The organism is Flagellimonas alvinocaridis, assembly GCF_965248585.1.
Taxonomy (GTDB): domain Bacteria; phylum Bacteroidota; class Bacteroidia; order Flavobacteriales; family Flavobacteriaceae; genus Flagellimonas; species Flagellimonas alvinocaridis.
Window position 1 is genome coordinate 3454632 of record NZ_OZ252111.1, and the last position, 26701, is coordinate 3481332.

Here is a 26701-nt window from a genome sequence, read left to right on the forward strand (position 1 = left end):
TTCGTCTTGACTATTTAAAATTCTACATTAAGGTTCAGTCCAAAACTTCTGGTGCTGGGCAGGGCCATGTCTTCTACACCGGGCACAATATTGCCTCCGGAGAAAGAAATGGTCTCAGGATCTACGTGGTCGTTTTCTGTCCACAAAGCGAGGTTACGGCCAACCAGTGAAATGGTAGCTGACCTAATCGGGGTTCTTTCCAATAATTTACTTGGGAAGGTATATCCCAACTTTACTTCGCGAAGTTTCACATAGGTTGCATCGAACATTGAGCTTTGCTCATTGCTTCTATTGTACACATGGGAATAGTAATTGGATGCGGCCACACTCTGCGTATTGGGTGTATAGCTTCCATCCCCATTGTCAATCACACCTTGCGCAACGATTCCTGTCTCACGTCCTGGCACTGTAAAATCCAACATTCCTGTTGTTCCTCCAATGGCAACGGTCCTAGAGTGGTACACCCCACCTTGTCTCCAATCGAAAAGGAATCCGAACCTGAAGTTTTTATACTGGAAGCTGTTTTGGAAACCTACCATGAAATCTGGATTGTAGTTTCCAAGATTGCGCAGTTCATTGCTTCGGATAGGCAAGCCTGAACCCTCATCAATAATCCACTGTCCATAGTATGGGCTGCTCTTGTCGGTAACCTGCTCAAATCCTGTTCCGTACAAATCGCCCATTCGCTCACCAACTTCGGCCACCACTTGTAGGTAGTTCTCTTTTACCAAATAACTGGTAAGTCCATCGGTAAGTTCCTTTACTTCGCCACGGTTGGCGGTAAAGTTGATATTGGTATCCCAGCTAAAGTTATTGGTCTTTACAGGAGTTGCGCTCAATGTAACCTCAATACCTTTATTCTCCACTTCACCGGCGTTGATGATCCTTGATCCATATCCTGAAGTGTTGGAAACCGGAAGGGATAGAATTTGGTTATCAGTAGCAGACTTGTACGCTGCAACATCCAAACCTAGGCGACTTTGGAAGAATCGTAGATCGGCACCCACTTCAAACGAGTTGGTTCTTTCCGGTTTTAGGTCTGCCAGTTTCAATTCTGAAGGTGAATATGCCCTGGAAAATCCATTAAAGGTGTTTCCAAAACCATAGGTGGCAGCCAAGTTGTAAGGGTCGGTATCGTTACCCACGCTGGCCCATCCTCCACGGATTTTGGCAAAACTGATGGCTTTTGGCATCTCAAACATATCGGAAAGAATGAAACTCAATCCAACCGAAGGATAGAAATAGCTATTGTTTCCATCGGGTAAAGTGGACGACCAGTCGTTACGGGCAGTCACATCCAAGAACGCATAGTCCTTATAGGAAATGTTTGAAAAGGCATACAAACTGTTTACGGTAAACTTGCTGTCGTAATCACTCTGTGTCAAAGGCTCGGCGGCATTACCAAAATTGTAGATGTCAGGAATGGACAATGAGTTGGCGCTGATACGCTGATATCTGTTCTTTGCCGAACGATGGTTGGCCCCCATGGAAATTCCAAAGTCAAAATCTTCGTTCAACTCCTTGTTATAGGCCAATAGGAAATCGGTGTTCTGCTCGTAGGCATAAATGTAGTCCTCACGATACTGCCCATTTGGGAATCGCTGGGTTGAAAAAGCCCTTTTACGCATATCCAGTTCATTGGAATAATCAAACCCGGAGCGCAACATAAAGCTCAAATCCTTGGTCAACTGCAAATCGGCCCGCAAGTTGGTGATCACACGGTCCTTGTTAAAGGCGTTTGTGTTTTCAAAAACCGTAAAGAACGGGTTGTCATGGTAGTTATAGTTGTAGTTGTACTGTTGTACATTTTCCAAACCGGGCTGCCAGTAATCCCTTAGTCCGTTCATGTCTATATGACGACCGAACCAGATCCATAGATACATTACGTTTTCCGTTCCATAAGAGTTGTTGGGACGGTTCCTTGAATTGGAATTGATGTAGTTCATGGATCCTGTCACCTTCAACCAATCGGTCAGGTTATAGGTTCCGTTCACTTGGTAGGAACGTCTTTTAAAGTTGGAGTTTGGAATAACGCTCTCGCTCTGCAAATCGGTGAAAGACACCCTGAAATTTCCATCTTCATTACCCCCCGTCAATGCAATGTTGTTACTCATGGTAAACCCGGTCCTGAAGAAATCATCAATATTGTTTGGATACGGTGAAAAAGGAGTCGCAATGATTTCATCCGCGAAAGTACCATCAGGATTTCTAGGTCGTACATGTACATCCCCAGCACGCAATCCACTGCTGGTAGGGCTGTCATGCTGTGGAATCAGTTGTCCGTCCAAGGCAGGACCCCAGCTTTCATCCACATGGTCATTGACCCCTCCAGTCAAGGAACGGTTCTGACCTCCATCATTAAAGGCAAATTGTCCACCAGACCCCTGTCCGTATCTATTTTGATATTTAGGCAAGGTCAACAAATCCTCAAAGGTGGTGTTATTGGTATATGAAACACCGATACCTCTTGTACCTCTTCCTGATTTTGTGGTAATGAGGACAACCCCATTGGCACCTCTTGAACCATAAAGTGCGGTTGCATTGGGACCTTTCAATACGGTCATGGTCTCCACGTCATCCGGGTTGATGTCCATGGCACCATTCCCGTAATCCACTTCCATGTTACCTTCGGAACCACGGCTGCTCACATTATTATTAATAGGAATACCATCCACCACAAATAAAGGAGAGTTGGCATTGGGGCTAGGATTCAATGAATTTTCCCCACGGATGATGATCTGAGAGGACGATCCCACACCGGAGTTCCCTCCAGTGACCTGAACCCCCGCCATTTTACCGGCAAGTGAGTTCACCACATTGGTTTCCTTTGCTTCAGAAATCTCCTCCCCGGAAACTTTTTGAACGGCATAGGCCAATTTTTTGGTTTCCCTTTTGATACCTAAAGCCGTAACCACCACTTCATCCAATTGCTGCGAATCGGGTTGTAGCATAATGGTTGCCATGGTCTTTCCGGAAGGATCAAATTCTTGGGCTATATACCCTATATAGGAAACTACCAAAATTCCACCTTCCTGGGGAATTCCAATTTCAAAGTTTCCATCAAAATCTGCAGCCACCCCTACGGTGCTACCTTTCACAACAACCGATGCCCCAGGCAACGGTACACTGTTTTCATCCACAACCGTACCTGAAAATGTGGTTTGGGAATAGCCGACAATACTTACGGTAAAGGCAAGTATAAACGCTACGAATGCTTTTTTCATTTGTTGAATATTTGTAAAATTTGGTTAATTATTTATCAACAAATATCCAACACAAGCGTTAAGGCACGCAGTTGAACAGATTAAAAAAAAGATATGGAAAGGTTAAAAGAATCGCCATAATGTTAGCTAAACATTATTTACAAATATTCAAATTTTATGGTATCTTGCACCAAGTGAACACCTTAATATATTACTGTTTAACAATAGGTTAAGAAACATACTTTATTTGTTCCTTTTTCCAAAATATTATAAATACTAAAATACACGAGGTTAAGTTATCATGGATGATTATCTGATAGGCATTGGCAAACGCATCAAGGAAATACGGAGAGGCAACAAAAAGACGATCAGCGATGTTGCCATCCAAGCTGGAGTTACCGCTGGGTTGATTTCACGCATAGAAAATGGCAGGACCATCCCTTCCTTACCCGTTTTTTTAAAAATCGTGGGGGCTTTGGAAACCGAGATGATCGATTTCTTTGATGGTATGCCCAAGGTCAATGGGCACAACTTTTTGGTGTCGCGGAAAGAAGAACAGACCATCATTGAAAAAGAGGACGAAGCCATTGGATTTACCTACAATTACATCTTTGGAAAACAATTGAACTCCGTTGGTTTTGAAAGTGTACTCTTGGAGGTGCAGCCCAACTCCGAACGGGAAAAAGTAATTACAGATGCCTTTGAGTTCAAATACATTCTAACCGGTGAGTGTGCATACGTCATTGGGGACCAGGAAGTACTTTTGAAGGAAGGGGATTCCATCTTTTTCGATGGAAGGATTCCCCATGTTCCCATCAACAGGGGCAAAGTTCCTTCAAAGATGTTGGTGGTCTATTTCTTTATCTAATCCTTGAACAGGATTTCTTTCAGGTCACTTAATGACTCCAAGATGTAGGTTGGCTCGGCTTTCTCCAATTGTTCCCGGGTCTGTGCCCCGGTAAGGACCCCAATAGTAATCCCGCAGTTGGCGTTTTTACCTTCCTCAATATCTATTTCAGAATCACCAGCTTTGAGCACTTGCTCTGGATCGGTAATATTGAATAAGGCCATGGCCTTATCGATCATTTCCGAAGAAGGCCTTCCCACTTCCACATCATCGGCCGTGATCAGTGCATCTATTTGATTTCCTGGTATCCAACCCAATTTTTGCAACAATGATTGTGCGGTATTGGAGTCGTACCCCGTGTTCAACACCACTTTGATCCCATGGGAACGCAAGGTTTCAAAAAGCTGTTCCACCCCTTCATAAGTGGTCACCTCCAACTCGGCATAGGCTTGTTTGAGCATTTCCTTGAAACGGGCATGTACTTCCTTGGCATCCACAGTGGCATTTACCTGTTCAACAATGTCCAATATGGCTTGATATTTTTCCTTCCCTGCCCCATGTTCCAATACTTGGTCCAAGCTAACATCAACCCCCGCATTGTTCAGTGCCTTTTGTACTGTTTTGTAAACAACATTGTCCTCGTTCACCGTAGTTCCGGCCATATCAAACACAACTAGTTTCATATCTTTCATAAGCGATTTCTATCGATTTAAAATTTTGGCAATATTCTTTTTTGAAAACCCGGCACTCCCTGTCATGCCCTTACCTCCAATACCGGTAACAATGTGGATATCCCCATCAATGGTCTTTTTGAAGATGTCACTGGTCTTGCATTGCGAATACATCCCGTACCACCTACGCTGAATTTCATAGTTGGGCAATTGAAAGATTTTTTTGGCTTCCTCCACCATAAAGTTATCAATATCCATATCAAGATCATACCCTAAATCATCCATATTGGCCGCATCGGCATACTGATGTGAATCTCCCAAGATCACCGAACCGTCCAAGGCCTGTTTGAACAAAATGTGCACCCCCCAGTTTTTCTGCGGGGTATCCGGTAGTTCCTTGGCCTTTATTTCGTGATAGGATGGGCATTCGTAAAATGCCTCATACCTTCTGATGGACCATCCGGTTAAAATGGACCCTTTCAAGGTATAATTTTCCTGGGGTTTGGTCTGCATCATCTGAAGCTTGGAAACTTCCAAATCGCTTTGGGCAAACAATTCAGGGTAAAGATTCTTAAAATCGCTACCGTTGCAAATGATCACCTTTTTACCAAAGATACTTTCACCCATCGAGCTCTGTACTTCTATCTCGCTCCCCGTTCTCTCGCAGGAAGAAACCAAAAATCCTGTCTTGATCTCCAATCCATTTTGGGCCACCAGATATTCCTGTAGCCTATGGATCATGGTCCTAGGCTCAACGGTCACCTCATCAGGAAAAAAAAGTCCAGCCTTTACATAATCCCTACGTAGGCCGGGATACCGCTCCAAGCATTCGTTCTTCGTCAGCATCTTGGAACTATATTCATTGTTGTTGTTGATGGCCCTTAGCTCCACCAACAATTGCTCCTCTTCTTCATTGGATGCCAAGTACACTGTTCCATTTTGGCGAATGCTGATGTCAAACTGGGACTGGATCTCTTTATAGATTCGAAGGCTTTCCCGCCCGTACTTTTGCCATTTGGTGTTCATCCCGGATGGAACTACCTGTCCAAAATTTTGAGTGGTAGCGCCCTTGGGATAATTGTCCTTTTCAACCAAACAGACCTTCATCCCCAATTCCATGGCATGATAGGCATGAAACGTGCCCAAAATACCACCACCTACAACAACTACATCATATTTATTGTCCATAATCCAATTCCTGGTTCAATTTTTCTGATTTATGCCTTGCCCCAAAATGGACAAAAAGCACCACTGATATACAAATACCGATAATGGCCACGGCGTATGTGCCATATACAAAGAAGTTGAGCCATGAAAGGTTGGCCTGACCAAAGTTTTTATAGAGGAGCACCAAAACACTGCCCACATATCCAAAAGCATCGGCTATATAGATCAGGAACCCTGAGTTGCCCTTTATCTTGAATGCCGCAATGAAACGATCAAAGAACAGACAGTTGAAGGGTACATAGCAGATGTAGAGTCCAAAACCTGTGCAGACCATCCAAACAAAGGGGGCCATCAAACCCATTTGGAACATGAGAGTGGAAATTCCCAGTACCAAGGTTCCCAATATCAACAGTAAATGATACGTCAACAATGCCCTAAAGTTATCCTTCACATAAAAAATGGAGCCTATGATCAAGAGCACAATAATGGCAATGATGATTTCTGAAGTGGAAAAGACGGAAATATCACCTTGATACCCCATACTGTCCCACAATTCCCTGGCAAAATTGTCTCGGAAATCCCTAAACGCGGTCAAAAAGGTATAAAAAATGACCACCAACAAAAGTGGAAAAAAGAATTTCTTCACAAGGGCTTTCCGATCTTCACTGGTCATGGGAACACGTTCGGTACGCTGCTCCATATCCGAAGCTGTGGGCGGGGGCACCCGTTGTAAAAAGTAAGAGGACAATAATAATGGAAGAACAAAAAGCGCCCCGGTGACCGAAGGCATCCATAGCTCACTCACTCCCCAATAATTCATTACATAAAGCCCAACGGATTTTACCACCCCACTTGAAACGATAAAACTAGCGCACAGAATCACTCCCAACACATCGGTGAACCTTCTTCCCTCAACATAAGAAAACACAATGCCCCAGACCATTCCCAGGGGAATGCCGTTCAAAAACATAAAAAAAATATTATAGGGGGCCGGCAGGGTTGCAAAGCCTATCAATGCCATCTCGGCCAGAAAGATCAAGGAAATCAAAAGCAGCAACCTTCGGTTGGGTTTCAATTCGGAAATTACCTTGATTCCGATGAACTTTGAAAGGGCATATCCCAATACTTGGGCAATGATCAACAATATTTTGTAATCCACCCCAAAATAAGCCAGCCCGTCAAACGTTGCCACGGTGAAAGGCTTACGAAAGGCATACATACAAAAGTAGGTGCCAAAAGCCGCTAGGGAGGCGTGCAGGACGAATACCAGGGAAGACCGTCTTTTATGGGCGTTTTGGGTTGACACAATGTTTACAAATAATAAAATAAAGTTTCAAATTACTCACTTTTTTTGGAAAACAATCCGCTTTTTTAGTTTAAATAATCGTTAGCAAAAAATTATTCCTGTTCCATCCTAAATTGCTCTTGATCATGATTCTTGGATGACATTTAATTTTTAATGCTATTTTAATTGAATATTTGAAGCGCTCGACAACAACATGGTTAAATATTGGTTAGGTTTTGATATTGGCAGTTCATCCATTAAGGCGGCCTTGGTAAATTCAGAGAATGGAAGTGTGGTGGATGTTGTACAACAACCCGAAAAGGAAATGCCCATCATGGCCCCAAATCCAGGATGGGGAGAGCAAGACCCTGAACTCTGGTGGAAACACCTTTGTACCGCCGTACATGGGCTTATTTCCAACAATGGGATTTCCAAAGAAGACATCAAAGGCATAGGCATATCGTACCAAATGCACGGTTTGGTCGTGGTGGATAAGTCCCATAAACCTATCCGGCCCTCTATAATTTGGTGCGATAGTAGAGCCGTGGAAACCGGGGAAGAGCTGTTCAACAAGGCCGGTAAAGAAAAGTGTGTGGAACATCTCCTCAACTCCCCCGGAAATTTCACGCTTTCCAAACTAAAATGGGTCAAGGACCACGAACCTGAATTTTTTAGGAACATCCACAAGTTCATGCTACCCGGCGATTTTATTGCCCTAAAATTATCCGGCTCCTGCGTTACCACACCATCTGGGCTTTCCGAAGGAATTTTATGGGATTTTAAAACCAATGAAGTGGCTACATGGTTATTGGAGGAAGCTGGTATAGATCCTTCCTTGGTCTCTGAAATACGTCCCACTTTTTCGGAACAGGGTTTTGTGAGCAAGCAGGGCGCTTTGGAATCTGGACTTCCCGAGGGCATCCCCATTCTTTACCGATCAGGGGACCAACCCAACAACGCCCTATCCTTGAATGTGATGGAACCCGGACAGATAGCTGCCACCGGAGGTACTTCAGGAGTGGTTTACGCCCTATCCGATAAAGAAACCACCCAAGAACACACCCGCATCAATAGCTTTGCCCATGTGAATCATACGCCAAAGGACCCAAGAATCGGGAAACTACTTTGCATCAACGGTACGGGAATACAGTATAGCTGGATCAGGAACGAACTGACTCAAGGGCTTTCGTATCACCAAATGAACCAAATGGCGGAATCCATACCCATTGGCGCCCAAGGGTTGAGTATTCTTCCCTTCGGGAATGGCACCGAACGTATGCTGAACAATTTTGGGAAAGGTTCGCGAATTCTGAACCTTCGGTTTAACCTACACAAAGCTCCCCATATTTTCAGGGCGGCCTTGGAAGGCATTGCATTCTCCTTTGTATACGGCATGGAAATCCTACAAAACGACGGGGTGGATATCACCTCGATCAAAGCAGGTAATGACAATCTCTTTCGGGCAGGTATATTTTCCAAGACCATTGCCTCACTGACCAATAGCCGCATAGATATTGTAGAGACCACGGGAGCTGTTGGCGCAGCTAGGGCGGCAGCTTATGCCCATGGGGATTTTGACAGTATCGCTGAAGCTACGGCCACGGATGCCGTTCAGTTGACGTATGAACCGGACGCTTCCACTGAAAATTATCAGGAAGCCTATCACAACTGGAAAAAAGAACTAAAAACATATCTAGAACATTGAACAATAGAAAACTATGATCACAAAAGGAGATAAGGAATTTTTCAAAGGAATCGGAAAAATACAGTTTGAAGGAAAGGAATCCCATAATCCCATGGCCTTTAAATATTATGATGAGAACAAGATGGTGGGCAACAAGTCCATGAAGGAGCATTTTAAGTTTGCCATTGCCTATTGGCATACCTTCACTGGTGTAGGGGCCGATCCTTTCGGGGCACCGACCCAAGAATTTCCTTGGTTGACCAGTACAGACCCTATTCAACAGGCCAAAGACAAAATGGATGCTGCTTTTGAGTTTATCACCAAGATTGGAGCTCCCTACTATTGTTTCCACGATTTTGACCTGATTGCCGAAGGGAATTCGTTGGCCGAATCTGAAAAACGATTGGAAATCATTACCGATTACGCCCAAGAAAAAATGAAGGCTTCCGGGGTAAAACTATTGTGGGGAACCGCAAATTGCTTCAGCAATCCCAAATACATGAACGGGGCGGCCACCAACCCAGACTTTGATGTGGTGGCCCATGCCGGGGCACAAGTGAAAAACGCCTTGGATGCCACCATTAAACTGAATGGAGAAAATTATGTGTTCTGGGGAGGTCGCGAAGGATATATGTCCTTATTGAACACCGATATGGGTCGCGAACAGGACCATATGGCCCGGTTCCTGCACATGGCCAAGGACTATGCCAGAAAACAAGGGTTCAAAGGAACGTTCTTTATTGAACCTAAACCCATGGAGCCTTCCAAACACCAATATGATTTTGATGCCGCCACGGTCATCGGTTTCCTAACCAAGTATGACCTTTTGGACGATTTCAAACTCAATATCGAAGTCAATCATGCCACCTTGGCCCTGCATACTTTTGAACATGAACTCCAGGTTGCGGCAGACAATGGGATGTTGGGCAGCATCGATGCCAACCGGGGCGATTATCAAAACGGATGGGATACCGATCAGTTCCCCGTAGATGTGTATGAGCTGGCCCAAGCCATGCTGGTTATCCTACAAGCAGGTGGCTTTCAGGGCGGTGGAATCAATTTTGACGCAAAAATCCGAAGAAACTCTACCGACCTGGAGGACATCTTCCATGCTCACATCGGTGGAATGGATGCTTTTGCAAGAGCCTTATTGGCCGCCAACGACATATTGGAAAATTCCAATTATATTAGCATGAGGAGGGACCGATATAGCTCGTTTGATTCCGGCACCGGAAAAGCCTTTGAAGATGGTACACTCTCCTTGTTAGACCTACATGCACATGCTTCTAAAAACCCGGAAATCAAAAAGCGTAGTGGAAAACAGGAGTTGTTTGAGAACATAATCAATCAGTATATATAAACTAACTTAACAAAGCAAACAAACCAATTTAATTATGGAATCAGTTTTAGAAAGGCCCGACTGGATTGTTCTGGGCATTTACTTCTTGGCCCTGATCGGAGTGGCCGTTTGGGTGGTGGCCCAGAAAAACAAAAATACCGAGGACTATTTTCTGGCAGGTAGAAATGTGGGGTGGTTCGTTATCGGCGCCTCGATTTTTGCATCAAACATAGGCTCGGAACACGTAGTCGGCTTGGCAGGAACCGGATTTGAATCGGGCACACCCATGGCCCATTATGAGCTTCATGCCTGGATTGTTCTACTGCTAGGGTGGCTGTTCCTTCCCTTTTATATACGTAGTGGAGCCTTTACCATGCCCGAGTTCCTCGAAAAACGTTTTGATAGCCGATCGCGCTGGTTCCTATCCATATTTTCATTGGTGGCCTATGTGCTCACCAAGGTTTCCGTGACCATTTATGCAGGAGGAATTGTGGTTTCCGAACTGCTTGGGATTCCATTTTGGTATGGAGCCATTGGGGTAGTAGTCTTTACCGGGATCTATACCGTGGTTGGTGGAATGAAAGCTGTGATCTATACGGAAACCCTACAGACCGTTATTTTGATTTTGGGTTCCTTGATCATTACCTATTTGGGGCTTCAGGAAGTTGGGGGCTGGGGACAGCTTCGGGAAACCGTGACCTCGGTTAGCCCAGACCACTTTAACATGTGGCGTCCCATGAGCGATCCAGATTTTCCGTGGACCGGTCTTTTGATCGGGGGAACCATTGTAGGAATTTGGTATTGGTGTACCGACCAATATATTGTACAGCGAACCTTAGCTGCCAACAACATTAAAATAGGTAGACGTGGGGCCATTTTTGGAGCCTATCTAAAACTGATGCCTATCCTGATTTTCTTGATACCTGGCATCATCGCCTTTGCCCTCACCATTCAAAACCCAGAAGTATTTAGTGTGGAACGTGCCGACAGGGCTTTCCCCATGCTAGTGAAGACCCTTCTTCCAGTTGGGTTGAAGGGCTTGGTGGCTGGTGGGCTTATGGCCGCATTGATGAGTTCCCTGGCCTCTGTGTTCAATTCATGTTCCACTATTTTCACCATCGATATCTATAAAAAGCTTCGCCCAGAAAAATCTGAACGGGAATTGCTTACCATTGGTAAAATTGCCACGGGAATCATTGTGGTGCTTGGTATTGTTTGGATTCCCATTATGGACAAAATCGGTGGTGGGGTCATGTACCAATACCTTCAAAATGTACAATCCTATATTGCACCTCCCGTAACCACAGTGTTCCTTTTAGGAATCATTTGGAAAAGGGTCAATTCAAAAGCGGCCATCACCACACTTTTGGCAGGTCTGGTGCTCTTGGTGCTGCGCTTGGGTTCAGAAATATATTATCAACCACAAATTATCTCTGGAGAAGAAGTATCAGGTTTTCTATTTCAGTTTGCTACGGTGAACTTTGCCCACATGGCCATATTTATGTTCATCTTTTCCGTGGTCCTATGTATTGCGGTCACTTTGGCTACTGCTCCTCCAAACTACGCATTGATTAAAGGCCTTTCTTTTGGCACATTGACCGAAGAGGATCGAGCTGCCACAAAAGGAAGCTACAGCACTGTGGATGTGGTACTTTCTGTACTCTTGGTCGTGATTGTCATTGCCATCCTATCTTATTTTACTGGGTAGGATTCAAAAAATTCCACCAAGAAAGGCCCGGAAATTTCCGGGCCTTTTTATTTTCAAGAGTAATGTTGTTATGGATTACAATATGCTATTCAGAAAGTTTTCCTTGTAGGCACGTCCAATAGGGATTTTTGCTCCATTGGTCAAGTACACAAGATTACCAGAGATCTTATCAATTTTTTTGGTGTTGATGATATGTGATTTGTGCACTTGAAAAAACTGTGGAGGCTCCAATACACTTACCCAATGGCGTAGGGATTCGTTGGACAATATCTTTCGGTGTTCCAATCGGATTTCCGTATAATCGGAATCAGACGAAATGGTCAGAATATCATCCACCGCGACCTTGATGTGTTCATGGCTGGACTTTACATAAATCTCTTGGACCGCACTTGACAAAGTTCCTCCATTCTTAAAATCCGAATCAGGTTTTTTGTTCACTTTGTTCACAGCCTGCAAAAAACGTTGGAAAGAAAACGGTTTTAGTAGATAGTCCACCACATTAAGATCATATCCTTCAAGTGCATACTCCGAAAAAGCCGTGGTAAGTATCACATTGGGAGGGTCTTGGATACTTTTTAGAAAGTCGATTCCATTGATTTTGGGCAAATGGATATCCAAGAACATCAAATCCACAGATGCATTCTTTAAAAACTCCAGGGCCTGTAACCCATCAGAAAAAGTCCCTACCAGTTCAAGGGAATTTACATCCTTTATGAATTTCTGTAGGATGCGTTGGGCGGGTGGTTGGTCTTCAACAATAATACATCTCATACCCTATGCCTTTTCGAGTTCCAACCTCAAGTATACGTTATAACTTTTATTTTCGTCCTTTATTTCCAGACGATGTTTGTTCGGGTACAACAATTGCAATCTTTTTTGAACGTTTTGAAGCCCAATTCCCTTGGCAACCGTATCCAAGCTGGGCACTACTTCAAAATTGTTCTTGCAACGAAACTCCAATACAGAGCCTTCCATTTTTATGGAAATATCTATCTCAATATCCGATGATTGTCCGGATTGACTATGCTTAAAAGCATTCTCTACGAACACAATCAAAATCAATGGAGCAATTCTATGGCCACCATTAATGTTGCTTGTCTTAAAATTAACGTGCCCTCTGGATTCAATCTGAAGCTTGTACAGTTTTATAAAATTGTCCAGCTGTTCCAACTCCTTTTTGAGAGGGACAAACTGCTCCTTGGACTCATAGAGCATGTAACGCAATACACCGCTCATCTCTAAAATTATCTCCGGGGTCTTGGGAGAGTTCTGCAATGCATAGGAATATAGATTGTTCAAATTATTGAACAGAAAATGCGGGTTGATCTGTGATCGCAAAAACTGAAGCTCACTTTCTTGAATGGTACTCTGAAGCTCATCTATTTCGGCCTGTTTCTGCAAAGCGTCCCATCCAAATTTACATCCGGACAAAATGGTCATAACGGGCAATACCCCCAATAGGGATAAATACACGCCCGGGAAAGAGGTCCCCCGCTTGGTATTGGGAAACATCAGGGGTTCCAGCACCAATTCTTCCAACAAAATCACAACGGTAACAACAAGGCCAAAGGCAATAAAGAACTGCCAGTACTTCTTCTTGTATAGGTATTTGGGCATTAGAAAATAGGTGATAATGACCGTAGCCGCACTGTAAAACAACAGAAAGATGGCTCGATCTATATCAATACCACCCTCGTGTTTGTCAAAAGAGAAAAACAAGAGCACAATAACGTGCAGTACAACCTGAAATAGAAGTTCCTTTCTTGAAATCAAGACGTTGTAATTTATTAAAGGTCAAAACTATGTATAATCCACATTTAATGGAAAATTGTTTTGCCAACAACAAAATTTACCCCTTGAACGACAGTTTAGTTAAAATTTTCATAAAACCTGCTGATGACATGCCCACTCCTACCGTTTACGGAAAAATCTTAGGGGCACTAATTTGATTTGACCATATTAGTAGTTATCAATCTCAGAAACAAAAACATCACTAACATTCTAAATGAATCAATCATGAAAAAAACAGCACTGATTTTTTCCCTTCTTGTGGGATCTATGGTATCTGCACAGTCCACTTGGAAATCGGACGGCGCCCACTCCAAAGTTGGATTTGCCATTACCCACTTAATGATCTCTGAAGTGGAAGGCCATTTTGGCGATTTTGACATTACTGCCACTGCTACCGATACTTTTGACGAAGCTCAATTTTCGGTCGACATTAAAACCACCAGTATCGACACAGACAACACCAACAGGGACAACCATTTGCGAAGCGATGATTTTTTTGCCGCCGAGACCCATCCTGCCATCACCTTTAAGAGCAACACCTTTGAAAAGACGGGGGACAAAACCTTTAAACTTACTGGAGATCTTACCATGCATGGCGTAACCAAAACGGTTACTCTTGATGGAAAAGTTAACGGAATTATTACGGACCAACGCAGCCAAAAGTTGAAAGCCGGACTTAAACTCACTGGTACCGTCAACCGACTGGATTTTGGTGTGGGTGGTGAAACGGCTTCCCTGGGCAATGAAGTTGACCTTACCATTAATCTAGAAATGGCGCAACAATAGAAGTATATTTGGGCCCGAAAACAATTTAAAAACAGACCCTCCTTCATGGGAAGAAAATCGGAAAACACGTTTCGGGAAATCCACAGATATCTTGGGTTTTTCTTGGCCGGAATCATGGCCGTGTATGCCATTAGTGGCATTGTGCTTACGTTTAGAAATACGGACTACATGAAAAATAATGTCCAGGTCAGTACAACATTGGAGCCCAACCTCAATGAGGAAACGCTCGGCGCTGCTTTGCGCAAAAGAGGATTCAAGGTGGACAAGACCGAAGGGGACGTGTTGTATTTCAACGGAGGCACCTACAACCAAAAAACAGGGGAAGCTTCCTATACCGAAAAACGTTTGCCCAAGATTCTGGACAACATGAACAAACTCCACAAAATGCACTCCGGCCATCCTTTGTTCTGGCTGGGCATTTTCTTTGGTGTGGCGCTATTGTTCTTTGCCGTTTCCGCTTTTTTTATGTTTCGTCCCAAAGCCCCCATTTATAAAAACGGGCTGTACTTTGCCGCAGCAGGCTTTGTACTCACCGTGATATTGCTTTTTGTATAGAAAATCTGTACCACCTATATGGATTGGCCACCCTTTTGGGTGGCTTTTTTTATGGAATAGTATCGGCTATCCCTTTTTGCACAATCTTTGATTAGTCTTAATTTCCTCTTTTTAGGTGATTCTTAACCCTCTTAACCCTTCCTTAACCCTTCTTATTTTTCCTTAATCCGTTCGTTAGCGCCTTACTTCTATTTTAGCCCGCGGCATGACCAAACGACCATCATATCAATCATAAAATAGGTTAGGAGTCATTGCCTTGACCTTATTTCCAATCAAAACTAAATAATGATTCCATTAAACAACACTTCTAAACAGGGTTCCCCATTTAGGTCCAGGTTTTCTTGGCCCAATCTGCTGGTTACCCTAACGCTATTATGCATCTGGTCACCGAACCCGCTTCGGGCTCAGACTCCCAGTGATGCCTTGATGATGCCCTCAAAGAACATCTGCATCTTGTTTGCCTATGATATGGGCAGCTTTGACCGCTATTGGGAAGGCGATTACCTACGGTCCAACGAGACCATTGCCACGGTGGACCGCAACACGGTATTGCCAATGGCGGCCATTGGTATTCTGGACGATCTCAATTTTTATATTGGCCTGCCCTTCATCAGTACGGAATCTTCTGAACCCAATGGAGGAAAGTTCACTGGCGCAAGGGGATTTCAGGATATTGGCTTCGCTTTAAAATATAGGGCCATTCAAAAGACCTTGGGCAATGGGGAGTTATCCGTCTTGACCACGGCCGGATTTTCAACTCCCCTTACCAATTATCTGTCCGATTACAAACCTTATAGCATTGGTTCAGGTGCCCCGGAATTTTCACTTCGGGCGATAAGTCAGTACCAATTGTCCAACGGCTGGTTCGTAAGGGGTTCCTTGGCCCATCTTTGGCGTGGCTATACCGAGGCCGAACGGGATTACTATTACAACAACGGCAGCTACTACACCGCTTGGATGGATGTCCCGAACGCCTGGACCTATGAAGGCATCGTTGGAAAGTGGTTCTTTGACTACTCGTTCAAGTTGGAATTCAACTATACCGGACTGGATTCCACCAGCGGGGACGATATCAGGGCCTATAATGCCGCACAGCCCACCAATAAGGTAAAGTTTGACCGCATTGGGCTTTCGGCACAATACTATTTTAAATCCTTGAAGGGATTGGGCGTTGTGGCCTACCACAACAGGATCATTGATGGGCGGAACATGCCCAAACTCAGCAATACCGGCTTTGGTATTACCTATCAGTTCAACCCATTCAAAAAACCAATTGAAGCAACCGATGATGTACAATAAGATATCCACCCTACTTTGGGCCATCGCCCTTGTGGTTTTGGTCTCTTGCGAGAAAGACACTCCGCGCTACCTTCCCTATGAAAGTTACGCGTATTCCGAACTTGATGAAAACGGCGGGGACTGGACCCCTGTGCTGCATGATTCCGGGGCCTCGATACCCGTGGATGCACCCGAGTCTTCCGATTCCCAAGCCTATCAAGCGGAACTGGCAGACCTGAAAGCCGACATGCAAAGCATGAGCTCAGAACAGAAAAAAGCCATAAAGTATTGGACCAACAATCCGGCCATTCGCTGGAACGAGGTTGCCTTGGAACTCATTGCCAAGTACAACCTCATCCCCGGTCCCAATGCCGATGGCACCTATACCCTGCCCAATCCATCCAACCCTGAAGGGCCACCGGCCTTTCCTTTTGCACATCCACCCTATGCGTGTAGGGCATTGGCCTATATGTCCGTAGCGCAGTTTGATGGCCTCATCAGCGCATGGCATTACAAATACCAATACAACCGGGCGGCACCCTATCAGCAGGATGGGGACATCGATTTTGCGTATGAGGAGAATGCCATCCCCTCCTATCCCTCGGATGGGGCGGTGATCGCAAGGGCCTCACGGAACATCCTTACAGCCATGTTTCCTTTGGAAGCTGAGTATCTGCAAGGCTTGGAAGAAGAACATTTGGAAAGTCTCCGATTGTCCGGCGGGCATGTGATAAGCGATGTCACCGCAGGCGTTGCCATTGGTGATGTGGTCTCCGCCACTGCCCTGGCACGGGCTTCCACCGACGGCATGAGCAAAGCGCAGACCCCAAAAGCCGTTTCAGATTCCATTAAACAAGCCGCCTATGACCGTTTTGGTTGGGCTTGGGACAATTTGGAAATCCCGGAACGTCCCGTGGGACTGACACCATTGTTCAGTCAGGTCACCATGTGGAGCATTGACGATGTGGAAAGTGTACGCCCCATTGCACCGCCGCAACTGGACTCACAGGAATTTTTGGACGATGTGGAACTGCTTAAGGACTACGCCCGCAACATGACGGACGAACATCGCCGGATCGCCAACTTTTGGCAAGATGGACTGGGCACCTACACCCCTCCAGGGCACTGGAACCGCATTGCCAACGAATTTATCGTGGATTATAGATTGAATCCACTTCAGACCACCCGTACCCTAGCCTATATGAATATGGCCATTATGGACTCCGGGATCAGTTGTTGGGATGCCAAATACTATTACCATTATCCCAGACCCATCCAGATGATCGAAGGGTTTGAGACCATCGCCGGAACCCCAAACTTCCCCAGCTACACCTCGGGACACAGTGTGTTTTCGGCAGCGGCATCGGAAGTATTGGCCTATGTTTTCCCGGAAGAGGCCAGTAAGTTCAGGGGTTGGGCCGAAGAGGCCGCCATATCAAGGGTGTACGGTGGAATCCATTGGAGTTTTGACGCCACCGTGGGTACCGACCAAGGCCGCGCAGTGGCACAGTATACCATTGATCGCGCCATGGCCGATGGTGCTGACCAATAAAATGGAAGACACCCTGTAAGTCAAGGGGCAATCTTCCCGACCAACACCATCAGATCAAAACAATCTGAAAAACTAGCTTTACAGGAAAGAGCCCGCCGATATCGGTGGGCTTTTTTACTGCAAACAACCCTTTAGGGTTGGGCCACACCTTGCCGCTCTACCTGCTTTATATATATAGGATTTACATAACAATGCTGTACCAAGATGTGGAGTTTGGGGTCTGGGGCCTCAATGGTAAACTGTAGGTCCAGTTCCTCGGTGGTGATCTGCAAAAAACCGCGGGCCAAGGGTCGTGGCATTCCCAAAGTATTGCTCTCGAATGGGAATTGTGAAGTGGGCAGCCCAAACCGAAAGGAAAACTGAAACACCAGATGGTCCAACACCTCCATTTGGGGCATCCCGGGCGATGGTGGGGCGTGGATGCGAAGTTTGGCATTCTCCCGAACGATCCTGTTGAGCAACTTGTGCTCATTGAACAAATGGATGTCCAGATATGCGAAGGTAATTTCCAGGGAAGAGTTGGCACGCTGGTCCAAAAAATGTTGGATCTCCCCCAATAGATCAATGGGCATGGCAAAGAGATTACGGTTCAGGGGGTTATGCCGGCATTTCTATGACAATGATAAGAAAAATAATTAAAATACCCCATCGAGGGTGTCTATATTTTATTAAACTATAGGCAACTTGGCATGTGCTCAATACCTACACACAAGAAGACAAGGAAATCATGAAGTCGGTTGGTCAGAGAATCCAACAACTTCGCAATGCGAAAGGGCTGACCCAATTCCAACTTTCCATAGAAGCAGATATCACCAAGAACCAGATTGGGAGAATTGAACGTGCAGAGCGTAACACCAGTTTGGTTACCCTCAACCGAATTGCCAACGCCTTGGGAGTTCCCTTGCACACCTTATTTTTGAAAGAGGGTTAGAATCATGCGAAGAAACTACACCCAAGAAGAGTTACAAATCTTAAAAGAGTTTGGGCTACGGGTACGAGATTTAAGGGAAGCGGCCGGACTATCCCAGGCTGCTTTGGAAACAGATGCGAAGATGTCCAAAAATCAGATCGGGAGAATAGAACGTGGAGAAATCAGTACTTCCATTGTCAATCTCAATCTTTTGGCACAAGCACTGAATGTACCGATAAAAGATTTTTTTGAATCATAATCCAACACAAATGGGATTTTATGAAAGCGGGCTTGAAAGGCAGGAAAACGAGTTCAAAAAACAGCTTGGTAAAAAAATCAAGGACCATAGGTCCGCAATCGGATTATCCCAACATCAATTGGCGTTGGAGGCCAACATCAGCAGAACCCAAATCAGTAGATTGGAGAATGGGGAGATCAATACCAGTGTTATTGGTTTGCTTAGGGTGGCCAAAGCACTTAACCTAAACAAAGAACAGTTGTTGGATTTATTGGAGAGGTAAAAAATGAAAAATCCATTTAGAAGAAAGAAAAAACCACAGGTGGAATTTCCGAACGATGAAGTTTTTTGGATTCCTGGAAATTGGAACGACAGAAGTGAAATAGTCGGGTCAATTGCAAAAAACAACATGAATGAATTTGTTTTCGCAGGATATATAATGTTGAATATGAGTACCCAAGAATCATTTGGAATTCAAATTCTTGAAAAGTCAGATTTTGACAATTTAGATTTTTTTGGAAAGTTCAAGGATTCCGATTTTTTTATCAGAATGGATTTAACCGAAAGTGAATACAATCAACAAGAATCAATAATTAAAGCGGGAAACGCGATTCTAAAAGCCGGGGGACTCTCAATTTTTGCTGAAAAAAGCGGTTTAATCTATTCAGCAGAGTCTTGGAATACCTGAAAAACGTATGATGCTCTCCAACTTTGCATTTGATTTCTCTTCCTATTGGTTTTGTTCATAAACGTCCTTACACCTTAAAATAGACTTTCTTCCGATCTAAGAAATAGGTGAGGTACCAAAAGATAAAGAGCACGAACGAGGCATTGATCACCATGAGCCAATCTTGGGGCAGGCCGATCGGGGCCAAGAGCCCTTCGGTCCAAATTTTTCCAAAATCCTGAAACCATTGTACCCCCACGGTCTCCGCAAATAAATAGATAAAGATGGAGTTGGTGCCCACTACGGAGAATATTTTCAACCAGTTGGCCTTATAGCCTTTAACATCAATCCCCCAGTAGAACAAGGCCAATACCAGAACGGCTATACCCCCAGAAGCCAAGGTAAATGAGGTCGTGGCGATCCTTTTGATGATCGGGGTAATGTTAAGCACATCCATGGCCAGACCCAGCACCAGAACCCCAAGTCCCCAAATGACGAATACCTTTAGTTTTTCCTTCGCATCCCTATTGGAGAGCAAAACCTGTCCGCAGACCACGCCCCAAATGGTGTGGGCCGCCGTAGGGATAAAATTGATGAAGACCCAATAGCCGCTGTTGGTCTTTCCCATCACCAGCATATCTACCCAAGAACCAAAACTTTCACCTTGGTTGTACGGGTTTTCGGGATTGTAGGCCCGGTACAACACTTCGGTCAATACCAAAAGTGCTGCGGACATGGCCAATTGAACTTTATGGGGAAGCTGCATGATGGCGTAGGCAATCAGTATGGTGAACGCCAACTGCACCAGAACGTTCCAAAGTTCCCAAACTAGTTTATGACTGTAGACACAGTGCAACAGTACCCCAAAACTGAACAGCAGGAAACACCTTTTCAAGATATGGCGGGTCACTGCGCTCTTGTCCCCGTTGGCCAGTCGCTTTCGCATTGAAAAAGGCATGGCCACTCCCACGATGAACATGAAAAAGGGCTGGATCAAGTCCCAAAACCGAAGCCCGTTCCAAGGGTGATGGTGTAATTGATGGGCAAACCCTTCCAACCAAGTGCCTTCGGCCAAGGCTGAAAAATTAGCGTGAAATCCGGCAGCTTCGGCAATCAATAGGAACATGGTCAATCCCCGGAATACATCCAAGGAAAAAAGACGTTGGGAAACGTTGGTGGTAGATGGCGACATAGATGGTTGGTTGGATACTCGCTACAAGATAGCCCATTTGTCATACATCCCAATGGCACCAAAGCATGAACTAACCCACAAAATGACTTGCGAATTGTATCTTAGTAAGGTCATCAAAGAAAAATGGAACCATAAACCATAGAAAATGAAACCTAGAATCAGTATGGTCTCTTTGGGGGTCGCCGACTTGGAGAAGTCCATTGCATTTTATCACGATGGACTGGGACTACCCATGCTCCCCTCCCCTCCCGGCGTTGCCTTTTTTAACCTGAACGGAACCTGGCTTGGGCTTTCGGGCCGTGAAAGTTTGGCAGCCGATGCCGGTGTTCCCTCCGAAGGAAGTGGATATGCCGGAATAAACTTGGCCCACAACGTAGCTTCGGAAAACGAAGTTATGGAAGTCTTGGAACAGGCCGTCAACGCTGGTGCCGTATTGGTAAAATCTGCCCAAAGAGCAGATTGGGGCGGTTTCCATGGTTATTTTAAAGACTTGGACGGCCACTTATGGGAGGTGGCGCATAATCCATTTGCTTGGGTGGGTCCCGAGGATTAAATCATTTAAGTGTAGTTGGTAAAACTAAAAAAGCCCGGCTAAATAACCGGGTTTTATCACTTCTACTCCCCTCTTGGGCTCCCTTCAGCTTCGCTCAGGGTAAACTTCTCGCAACAACAGGATAAAATGAGAAAAGCCACACTTTCGTATGGCTTTCTTCGCTTTTGCTCCCCTCTTGGGCTCGAACCAAGGACCATTTCCTTCTGATTTTCAAGAATTTACCTTTTATTAATAAAAATAGGTATCCGAATTGAATGCCTTTTATAAACTTATTATTTCTTAACTAAAATTATAATCACCTTTCCACTATATATCATATATCACAAAATGCCAATTAGATTTAACCGTTTCCATTTTCAACCCAGATTGTACCCTATCTCCCCAAATGATAACCTCAAAGTTCTTTTTTGTTTGGTATCTTAAAGCTATTGATGTCACAGTGAAATCTGGGCCATTTTCACCAAAATTCTCAGCAGTCAATTGAACTATATAGTCAGAATCTTTAACTAGTCTATCAGGTAAGCTTATCAAATAGCCGTACCTCTCTTGACTATTGATGTCAATTGGCTTTATATTTTTCACTTTAATTCCAGGTGTTGCTTTAATTATTTTACCATCTCGAGATATTTTACCCATTGCTATTGGAGAAATCATAATAATGCTCTTTTATTAATTTATAACCTTTAAGGTAAATATTTATCTAACACAAAAAAGATTCATTAACGGAGTTTTAATAGTATAACGAAAATTTTTAATCGATAATTTCGAAGTCAAAATAGTGCATTACTGGATCAGTATCGAAGCCACTATCCTTGTAAACTAGTGAATATTTTATACCATATTGGTTTCTCAGTTCCGACTCTACCGGATTAACACTATATCCCAAATGTGGTTTACTGGACAATACAGTGCCTTTTCCTTCTTTATGATGAATACAATCTTTCTTCAGTCGAACAATATCCCCTTGGTTAATTTTATCTACTATGGATCCTTTTTCAATATCAAACCAAAAATTCACATAAAACGCAGAAGGTGATTTTTCATCTCTTTGGGTTAAATCAAGATAAGCATATGTATTATTCTGAGTCATCGTTGCCAAAAACCTTTTATCTTCAAAAACTTTATCAAGAAGACTAAAAGAAGCGTATGGCTCGTTACCCTCTTTTCGGAAAAACTGGAGTGTATAGGAAAACAAATTTAACCAATCATCAACTACATCAATCGCTCCTTTTTCAGTCTTAACTTCTTTCGTTATAAAATCTGCCTCACTTTCAAATTTAACACTCAATACTATAGAACTATAAAAAATCTTCTTCTGCTCTTTGCCGTAGGTGTTTAGAATTTGGCTAAACTGTTTTTGAACACTATTAAATCCTATTTGATTTTCATTTAAGGCTTCCAACAGGTCATTTTTTTCAATGGTCAACTGTTTTATGTCTTCAGTTTTCTCATCTATTTTAGCTTCCAACCCTTCTATTTCAGCTTGACTTTGCCTTCTTATTTCTTTTTCCTTTACAGACGTTCCAATGTATATTCCAATTGCTGCAATGACACCTGTGCACAAAATTATAGCATTGCCGTCTTTAAATAACTTTAAAACTCCCATAACTAATGTGGTCCAATCCATAACTTACAAAACTATGTATTCTATTCATTTACATTGTCTTACAACATCAATACCTTGTAGAGCAATAGTTATAGAGTAGAAATATCAAAAACTCCAATGAAACTTCTATCTTTCTGATTTTCAAGTTCTGCCTTCCTTGACTTACCTTTATATCCAATTGAAAAGCTTCCGTTTTCCCAATCAAATCTTCTCCCATAAAATGTTGTAATATTCGGTTTAAACTTTAACGGTAAAGCTTTATCAAAGCTATCAACCCCAGAGATTACATTGATTTCTGAATCAAATATGCGTAGCCCAATCTGGGCTAAATCATAAACAAAACTGTTTTTCTTGTAAAAGCTTCCATTGTCTTTAAATACTGATTCCCAAACCCCAATTATATCTATCTCCGCCTCTGATACAATCTTACCATCCTTTTCTTGATACATAATAAAAGTATAATTGACCATTTTCCCTAACAATGATTTCATATTGTTCTGAACTTCATGACTTAATCCATATAATTTGAAACTAAATGTACATTCAGATATGATTAGCGTTTTTTCTTTCTCATTTGACAAACTCCACAAAAAATGCGTTTTTTTGGCAGCGTCTTTAATCAACTCTTTGTTTTCATTATTTAGTTGAACAATACTGTCTTGTTTTTCTTTTAATGCATCATTCTGATCGATAATAGTTTTTTGCAAATCAGTAATGGTTTTTTGCAATATATCAGTCTCCGCCCTGCTTTCATCTTTTGCATTATTCTTTTCAATTTTTGCCCCCCAAAATGCCCCAATAAGCCCAATCAAAGAACTTACTAAGATTATGTGTTGGCCTTTTATAGATTTTTTATTAAATCCCATTTATAAATCATCAAAACATATTTCTAAAGTAATCATTAATTTCAATTGGCTTTCTTCCAAGCTTTCCTCATCAAAGTATGATTAAGAAGGCCCCGTAAAGTTCTTTTAACCGGGCCTTCTATTTTTAATTATTAATAACCCCAAATATAGCCTCCTGTTTGATCTCTTTCTCCGCGACAGGCCCTAGAAATTGTTGTTTTACTCAATCCAGTTTGTACACTAGCATCAGATACAGAGTTATACCTAGCAATAAACCCCATAAAACAACAAAATCCAGCACTATTTCTAGTATTGGATTTCTATAACTGCCCCCTCTTGGTCTCCCTTCAGCTTCGCTCAGGGTAAACTTCTCGCAACAACAGGATAAAATGAGAAAAGCCACACTTTCGTATGGCTTTCTTCGCTTTTGCTCCCCCTCTTGGGCTCGAACCAAGGACCCTCTGATTAACAGTCAGATGCTCTAACCAACTGAGCTAAGGAGGAATATTTTACCTTAAGCGGGTGCAAATATAGCAGATTCTTTAATACACTACAAAGAAAAAAACCGCTTTTCTATTTAAAAAGCCATTTGTACAAATCATTACCGTTCGCAAACAGCAATAAACCAATCAATAGGAAGAAGCCCACCATCTGGGCATACTCCAAAAACTTGTCGCTTGGCTTGCGCCCAGTGACCATTTCGTATAATAGGAATGCTACATGCCCCCCATCCAAAGCAGGTATGGGCAAGATGTTCATAAAGGCCAACATAATTGATATAAATGCGGTGGTAGACCAAAAGGTTGCCCAATTCCAGGTATCAGGAAATAGACTACCGATAGCTGCAAATCCTCCAACTCCTTTATATGCCCCAGTTTCTGGGTTAAATATTTTCTTGAGTTGTTTCACATAGCTGGACAAGGTATTTACACCCTTGTTTATACCAGCAGGTATCGCTTCGACAAAAGAATAGTTTTGGGTCTTTATGGAAAAATATCCTTCGTCTTCAAGGTCTTCCATGGTATAACCTCCAACTTCCAAGCCCAACATACCCTCATCATTTACTTGGGCGGTAACATCAGCCTTGGAGCCATCTTCCCTTTGTACCGTTACATTGATTTCCTGACCCTTGTTCTTCTCCAAGAAGTCAATCACTTCATCTCTATATTCGGCTGCTTGACCATTGACGGCCACGAACTTGTCCTTGGCACTAAAGCCAGCATCTTTGTTGTGCGAACTCTTGGGAACCTTATTTACTACAAAAGGAACCCTAAAACTCAAAAACCGTATTTTATCCTCATCTTCAAGCAAGGTGGCAATGAAATCCACTGGGATTTCTTTTTCAATCTGCTGACCATTGCGCTCAATGGTGATGTTGTTCCCATTGATCAACTCACCAAAAACCTTATCAAAAGATTCCAACTCCTTACCATCTACCGCAAGGATTTTGTCTCCTGTTTGTATGCCTAGTTTATCTCCAATACTCTTTTCGGTGACCCAAACCCCGTCCTTAAGGCTCTCCATGGGAATATACTGATCCCCATAGGAATAAGCCATTCCAATGTATATGATTACCGCTAGAATAAAGTTAACCGTGACTCCACCCAGCATTATGATCAGACGTTGCCACGCCGGTTTACTGCGAAATTCCCACGGTTTGGGCTCTTCCTTCATCTGCTCGGTGTCCATACTTTCATCGATCATCCCGGAAATTTTCACATAACCTCCCAAGGGCAGCCACCCAATACCATATACGGTCTCCCCAATTTTCTTCTTGAAAAGGGAAAACTTTACATCAAAAAAGAGGTAGAATTTTTCAACCCTGGTCTTAAAAATCTTAGCGGGAATAAAGTGCCCAAGCTCATGAAGTACAATGAGCAAGGATAAACTAAGAAAGAATTGTATGGTCTTTATAAGTATGGGACTCATCCGAAGTGTTTTGTTAAAACTCACAAAAGTAACCTTTTACCAAGTGATATAAAAACAGCTTTTTGGGCAGAGGTTTGTTTTAAGAAAGATTTAGCAACAAAAACTGGGTTTCACCTTGAAGAATCCTTTTGACAGCCGTAATTTTGCAGCTATGCTTTCCTTCTTTTCAAAATACAAGTTTTTTGGGGCAGTACTATTGATGCTTTCTTCTGTTATCATCTATCTGTTTTACAATGCGCTACAACCCCAAAAAATGCTTCCCGTTTACCAACCTTCCATGGTAGACCCTACCCTTGTTGACAGTACCCTGCACTACAAAAAGAAGTACCATAAGATTGCCGATTTTGAACTCACCAACCAAAACGGAAAAACTGTTACCCAAGAGAATTACAAAGATAAAATCTACGTGGCGGACTTTTTCTTTACCACCTGCCCCACCATTTGTCCTATCATGACAAAAAACATGGCCGAAATACAAGATGCCATTATGGACGATGATGAAGTTATGTTACTCTCCCATTCCGTGACGCCAGTGATAGACTCCGTACCCCAATTGAAAAAGTATGCTTTGGAAAAAGGAGTGGTGGATCGTAAATGGAATTTGGTCACTGGTGATAAAAAACAGATTTATGAGCTGGCCAGAAAATCCTATTTGGCAGTAAAAATGGATGGTGACGGAGGCGCATATGACATGATTCATACAGAAAACTTCATTCTTGTGGATAAAGAACGAAGAATACGTGGATTTTACGATGGCACTAACAGGGAAGAGATCAACAAACTGCTCGAAGACCTCAAGACTTTAAAAGCCAGCTATGCAGAATAGTTCCAATGGGATCATTTCCTTTTGCATATTGTATTATGTCTTTTTTACGTATTTTTGACGCTAATTAAA

The 26701-nt window shown here is 43.3% G+C and carries 26 protein-coding genes and 1 tRNA gene; 14 read left to right on the forward strand and 13 right to left on the reverse strand.

Annotated elements, in window-relative coordinates:
- Nucleotides 1-14 precede the first annotated feature (14 nt).
- On the reverse strand, nucleotides 15-3224 hold the full coding sequence (locus ACP14V_RS15490) for a SusC/RagA family TonB-linked outer membrane protein (protein ID WP_272608866.1): 3210 nt from the start codon (nucleotides 3222-3224) through the stop codon (nucleotides 15-17).
- 280 nt (nucleotides 3225-3504) lie between these two features.
- Here ACP14V_RS15490 and ACP14V_RS15495 point away from each other — a divergent pair, with 280 nt between their 5' ends.
- Entirely contained in the window at nucleotides 3505-4071 is a 567-nt protein-coding gene (locus tag ACP14V_RS15495; RefSeq protein ID WP_129655114.1) for a helix-turn-helix domain-containing protein, read from the forward strand.
- Here ACP14V_RS15495 and ACP14V_RS15500 read toward each other — a convergent pair.
- The 3 genes from ACP14V_RS15500 to ACP14V_RS15510 are packed head-to-tail and all read right to left on the reverse strand — an operon-like array spanning nucleotide 4068 to nucleotide 7107.
- On the reverse strand, nucleotides 4068-4742 hold the full coding sequence (locus ACP14V_RS15500) for a phosphonatase-like hydrolase (RefSeq protein ID WP_272608867.1): 675 nt from the start codon (nucleotides 4740-4742) through the stop codon (nucleotides 4068-4070). The two genes, ACP14V_RS15495 and ACP14V_RS15500, sit on opposite strands and share 4 nt — an antisense overlap.
- Before the next feature lie 9 nt (nucleotides 4743-4751).
- On the reverse strand, nucleotides 4752-5909 hold the full coding sequence (locus tag ACP14V_RS15505) for a TIGR03364 family FAD-dependent oxidoreductase (protein ID WP_272608868.1): 1158 nt from the start codon (nucleotides 5907-5909) through the stop codon (nucleotides 4752-4754).
- Nucleotides 5899-7107, reverse strand: coding sequence for a DUF5690 family protein (locus ACP14V_RS15510; RefSeq protein ID WP_272609310.1), 1209 nt, complete (start codon nucleotides 7105-7107; stop codon nucleotides 5899-5901). Before ACP14V_RS15510 ends, ACP14V_RS15505 begins: the two co-directional genes overlap by 11 nt.
- 280 nt (nucleotides 7108-7387) lie before the next feature.
- Between ACP14V_RS15510 and ACP14V_RS15515 the strand changes: the two genes are divergently transcribed.
- Genes ACP14V_RS15515 through ACP14V_RS15525 form a run of 3 tightly spaced genes read left to right on the forward strand, consistent with a single transcriptional unit; the run spans nucleotide 7388 to nucleotide 11904 of the window.
- A complete protein-coding gene (locus ACP14V_RS15515) occupies nucleotides 7388-8878 on the forward strand; it encodes a xylulokinase (RefSeq protein ID WP_272608869.1) in 1491 nt (496 codons plus the stop codon).
- Nucleotides 8879-8891: 13 nt separating this feature from the next.
- A complete protein-coding gene (xylA, locus tag ACP14V_RS15520; protein WP_272608870.1) occupies nucleotides 8892-10217 on the forward strand; it encodes a xylose isomerase in 1326 nt (441 codons plus the stop codon).
- A 34-nt stretch (nucleotides 10218-10251) separates the two neighbouring features.
- Nucleotides 10252-11904: a sodium:solute symporter gene (locus ACP14V_RS15525; RefSeq protein WP_272608871.1), complete on the forward strand. Its 1653-nt coding sequence runs from the start codon at nucleotides 10252-10254 to the stop codon at nucleotides 11902-11904.
- Nucleotides 11905-11979: 75 nt separating this feature from the next.
- On the opposite strand, the gene ACP14V_RS15530 is transcribed toward ACP14V_RS15525, so the two are convergent.
- Together ACP14V_RS15530 and ACP14V_RS15535 are read right to left on the reverse strand one after the other, a co-directional pair.
- Nucleotides 11980-12675: a LytR/AlgR family response regulator transcription factor gene (locus ACP14V_RS15530; RefSeq protein WP_272608872.1), complete on the reverse strand. Its 696-nt coding sequence runs from the start codon at nucleotides 12673-12675 to the stop codon at nucleotides 11980-11982.
- A 3-nt stretch (nucleotides 12676-12678) separates the two neighbouring features.
- Nucleotides 12679-13677: a sensor histidine kinase gene (locus ACP14V_RS15535; protein WP_272608873.1), complete on the reverse strand. Its 999-nt coding sequence runs from the start codon at nucleotides 13675-13677 to the stop codon at nucleotides 12679-12681.
- A gap of 243 nt (nucleotides 13678-13920) precedes the next feature.
- On the opposite strand from ACP14V_RS15535, the gene ACP14V_RS15540 reads away from it, so the two are divergent.
- The 4 genes from ACP14V_RS15540 (at nucleotide 13921) to ACP14V_RS15555 (ending at nucleotide 17866) form a co-directional block, all read left to right on the forward strand.
- On the forward strand, nucleotides 13921-14481 hold the full coding sequence (locus tag ACP14V_RS15540; protein WP_272608874.1) for a YceI family protein: 561 nt from the start codon (nucleotides 13921-13923) through the stop codon (nucleotides 14479-14481).
- Between the two features lie 6 nt (nucleotides 14482-14487).
- Nucleotides 14488-15036, forward strand: a complete 549-nt coding sequence (locus tag ACP14V_RS15545) for a PepSY domain-containing protein (protein WP_272609311.1) — start codon at nucleotides 14488-14490, stop codon at nucleotides 15034-15036.
- Between the two features lie 285 nt (nucleotides 15037-15321).
- Complete coding sequence (locus ACP14V_RS15550; RefSeq protein WP_272608875.1) at nucleotides 15322-16335, forward strand: transporter; 1014 nt, start codon at nucleotides 15322-15324, stop codon at nucleotides 16333-16335.
- The gene (locus ACP14V_RS15555; protein ID WP_272608876.1) at nucleotides 16322-17866 is read left to right on the forward strand and encodes a phosphatase PAP2 family protein; all 1545 of its coding nucleotides are present in this window, start codon (nucleotides 16322-16324) and stop codon (nucleotides 17864-17866) included. The genes ACP14V_RS15550 and ACP14V_RS15555 overlap by 14 nt, the downstream gene beginning before the upstream one ends.
- A 131-nt stretch (nucleotides 17867-17997) precedes the next feature.
- Here ACP14V_RS15555 and ACP14V_RS15560 read toward each other — a convergent pair whose 3' ends face one another.
- Nucleotides 17998-18438 (reverse strand): hypothetical protein, encoded by a 441-nt coding sequence (locus ACP14V_RS15560; RefSeq protein ID WP_272608877.1) that lies wholly within the window; start codon nucleotides 18436-18438, stop codon nucleotides 17998-18000.
- 119 nt (nucleotides 18439-18557) lie between these two features.
- Here ACP14V_RS15560 and ACP14V_RS15565 point away from each other — a divergent pair, with 119 nt between their 5' ends.
- From ACP14V_RS15565 to ACP14V_RS15580, 4 genes are read left to right on the forward strand one after another with little or no spacing between them, the layout of a single operon-like run.
- The gene (locus ACP14V_RS15565) at nucleotides 18558-18797 is read left to right on the forward strand and encodes a helix-turn-helix domain-containing protein (RefSeq protein WP_272608878.1); all 240 of its coding nucleotides are present in this window, start codon (nucleotides 18558-18560) and stop codon (nucleotides 18795-18797) included.
- A 4-nt stretch (nucleotides 18798-18801) separates the two neighbouring features.
- Entirely contained in the window at nucleotides 18802-19035 is a 234-nt protein-coding gene (locus ACP14V_RS15570) for a helix-turn-helix domain-containing protein (RefSeq protein ID WP_272608879.1), read from the forward strand.
- A 10-nt stretch (nucleotides 19036-19045) separates the two neighbouring features.
- Complete coding sequence (locus ACP14V_RS15575) at nucleotides 19046-19297, forward strand: helix-turn-helix domain-containing protein (RefSeq protein ID WP_272608880.1); 252 nt, start codon at nucleotides 19046-19048, stop codon at nucleotides 19295-19297.
- A gap of 3 nt (nucleotides 19298-19300) precedes the next feature.
- The gene (locus tag ACP14V_RS15580; protein ID WP_272608881.1) at nucleotides 19301-19702 is read left to right on the forward strand and encodes a hypothetical protein; all 402 of its coding nucleotides are present in this window, start codon (nucleotides 19301-19303) and stop codon (nucleotides 19700-19702) included.
- A gap of 67 nt (nucleotides 19703-19769) precedes the next feature.
- Here the strand turns inward: ACP14V_RS15580 and ACP14V_RS15585 are convergent, their stop codons facing one another.
- The gene (locus tag ACP14V_RS15585; protein ID WP_272608882.1) at nucleotides 19770-20873 is read right to left on the reverse strand and encodes an acyltransferase family protein; all 1104 of its coding nucleotides are present in this window, start codon (nucleotides 20871-20873) and stop codon (nucleotides 19770-19772) included.
- Between the two features lie 145 nt (nucleotides 20874-21018).
- Here ACP14V_RS15585 and ACP14V_RS15590 point away from each other — a divergent pair, with 145 nt between their 5' ends.
- Nucleotides 21019-21426: a VOC family protein gene (locus tag ACP14V_RS15590; RefSeq protein WP_272608883.1), complete on the forward strand. Its 408-nt coding sequence runs from the start codon at nucleotides 21019-21021 to the stop codon at nucleotides 21424-21426.
- Nucleotides 21427-21732: 306 nt separating this feature from the next.
- Here the strand turns inward: ACP14V_RS15590 and ACP14V_RS15595 are convergent, their stop codons facing one another.
- From ACP14V_RS15595 to rseP, 5 genes are all read right to left on the reverse strand, one after another.
- Entirely contained in the window at nucleotides 21733-22080 is a 348-nt protein-coding gene (locus tag ACP14V_RS15595) for a hypothetical protein (RefSeq protein ID WP_272608884.1), read from the reverse strand.
- A 97-nt stretch (nucleotides 22081-22177) separates the two neighbouring features.
- Nucleotides 22178-23053, reverse strand: a complete 876-nt coding sequence (locus ACP14V_RS15600; RefSeq protein ID WP_272608885.1) for a hypothetical protein — start codon at nucleotides 23051-23053, stop codon at nucleotides 22178-22180.
- 68 nt (nucleotides 23054-23121) lie between these two features.
- Nucleotides 23122-23898, reverse strand: coding sequence for a hypothetical protein (locus tag ACP14V_RS15605; RefSeq protein ID WP_272608886.1), 777 nt, complete (start codon nucleotides 23896-23898; stop codon nucleotides 23122-23124).
- A 409-nt stretch (nucleotides 23899-24307) separates the two neighbouring features.
- A tRNA-Asn gene (locus ACP14V_RS15610) sits at nucleotides 24308-24381 on the reverse strand.
- A gap of 69 nt (nucleotides 24382-24450) precedes the next feature.
- Nucleotides 24451-25806 carry an RIP metalloprotease RseP gene (gene rseP / locus ACP14V_RS15615; protein ID WP_136564822.1) on the reverse strand — a complete coding sequence of 452 codons (1356 nt, stop codon included), beginning with the start codon at nucleotides 25804-25806 and terminating at the stop codon, nucleotides 24451-24453.
- A gap of 151 nt (nucleotides 25807-25957) precedes the next feature.
- On the opposite strand from rseP, the gene ACP14V_RS15620 reads away from it, so the two are divergent.
- Complete coding sequence (locus ACP14V_RS15620) at nucleotides 25958-26632, forward strand: SCO family protein (protein ID WP_272609312.1); 675 nt, start codon at nucleotides 25958-25960, stop codon at nucleotides 26630-26632.
- Nucleotides 26633-26701: the final 69 nt, after the last annotated feature.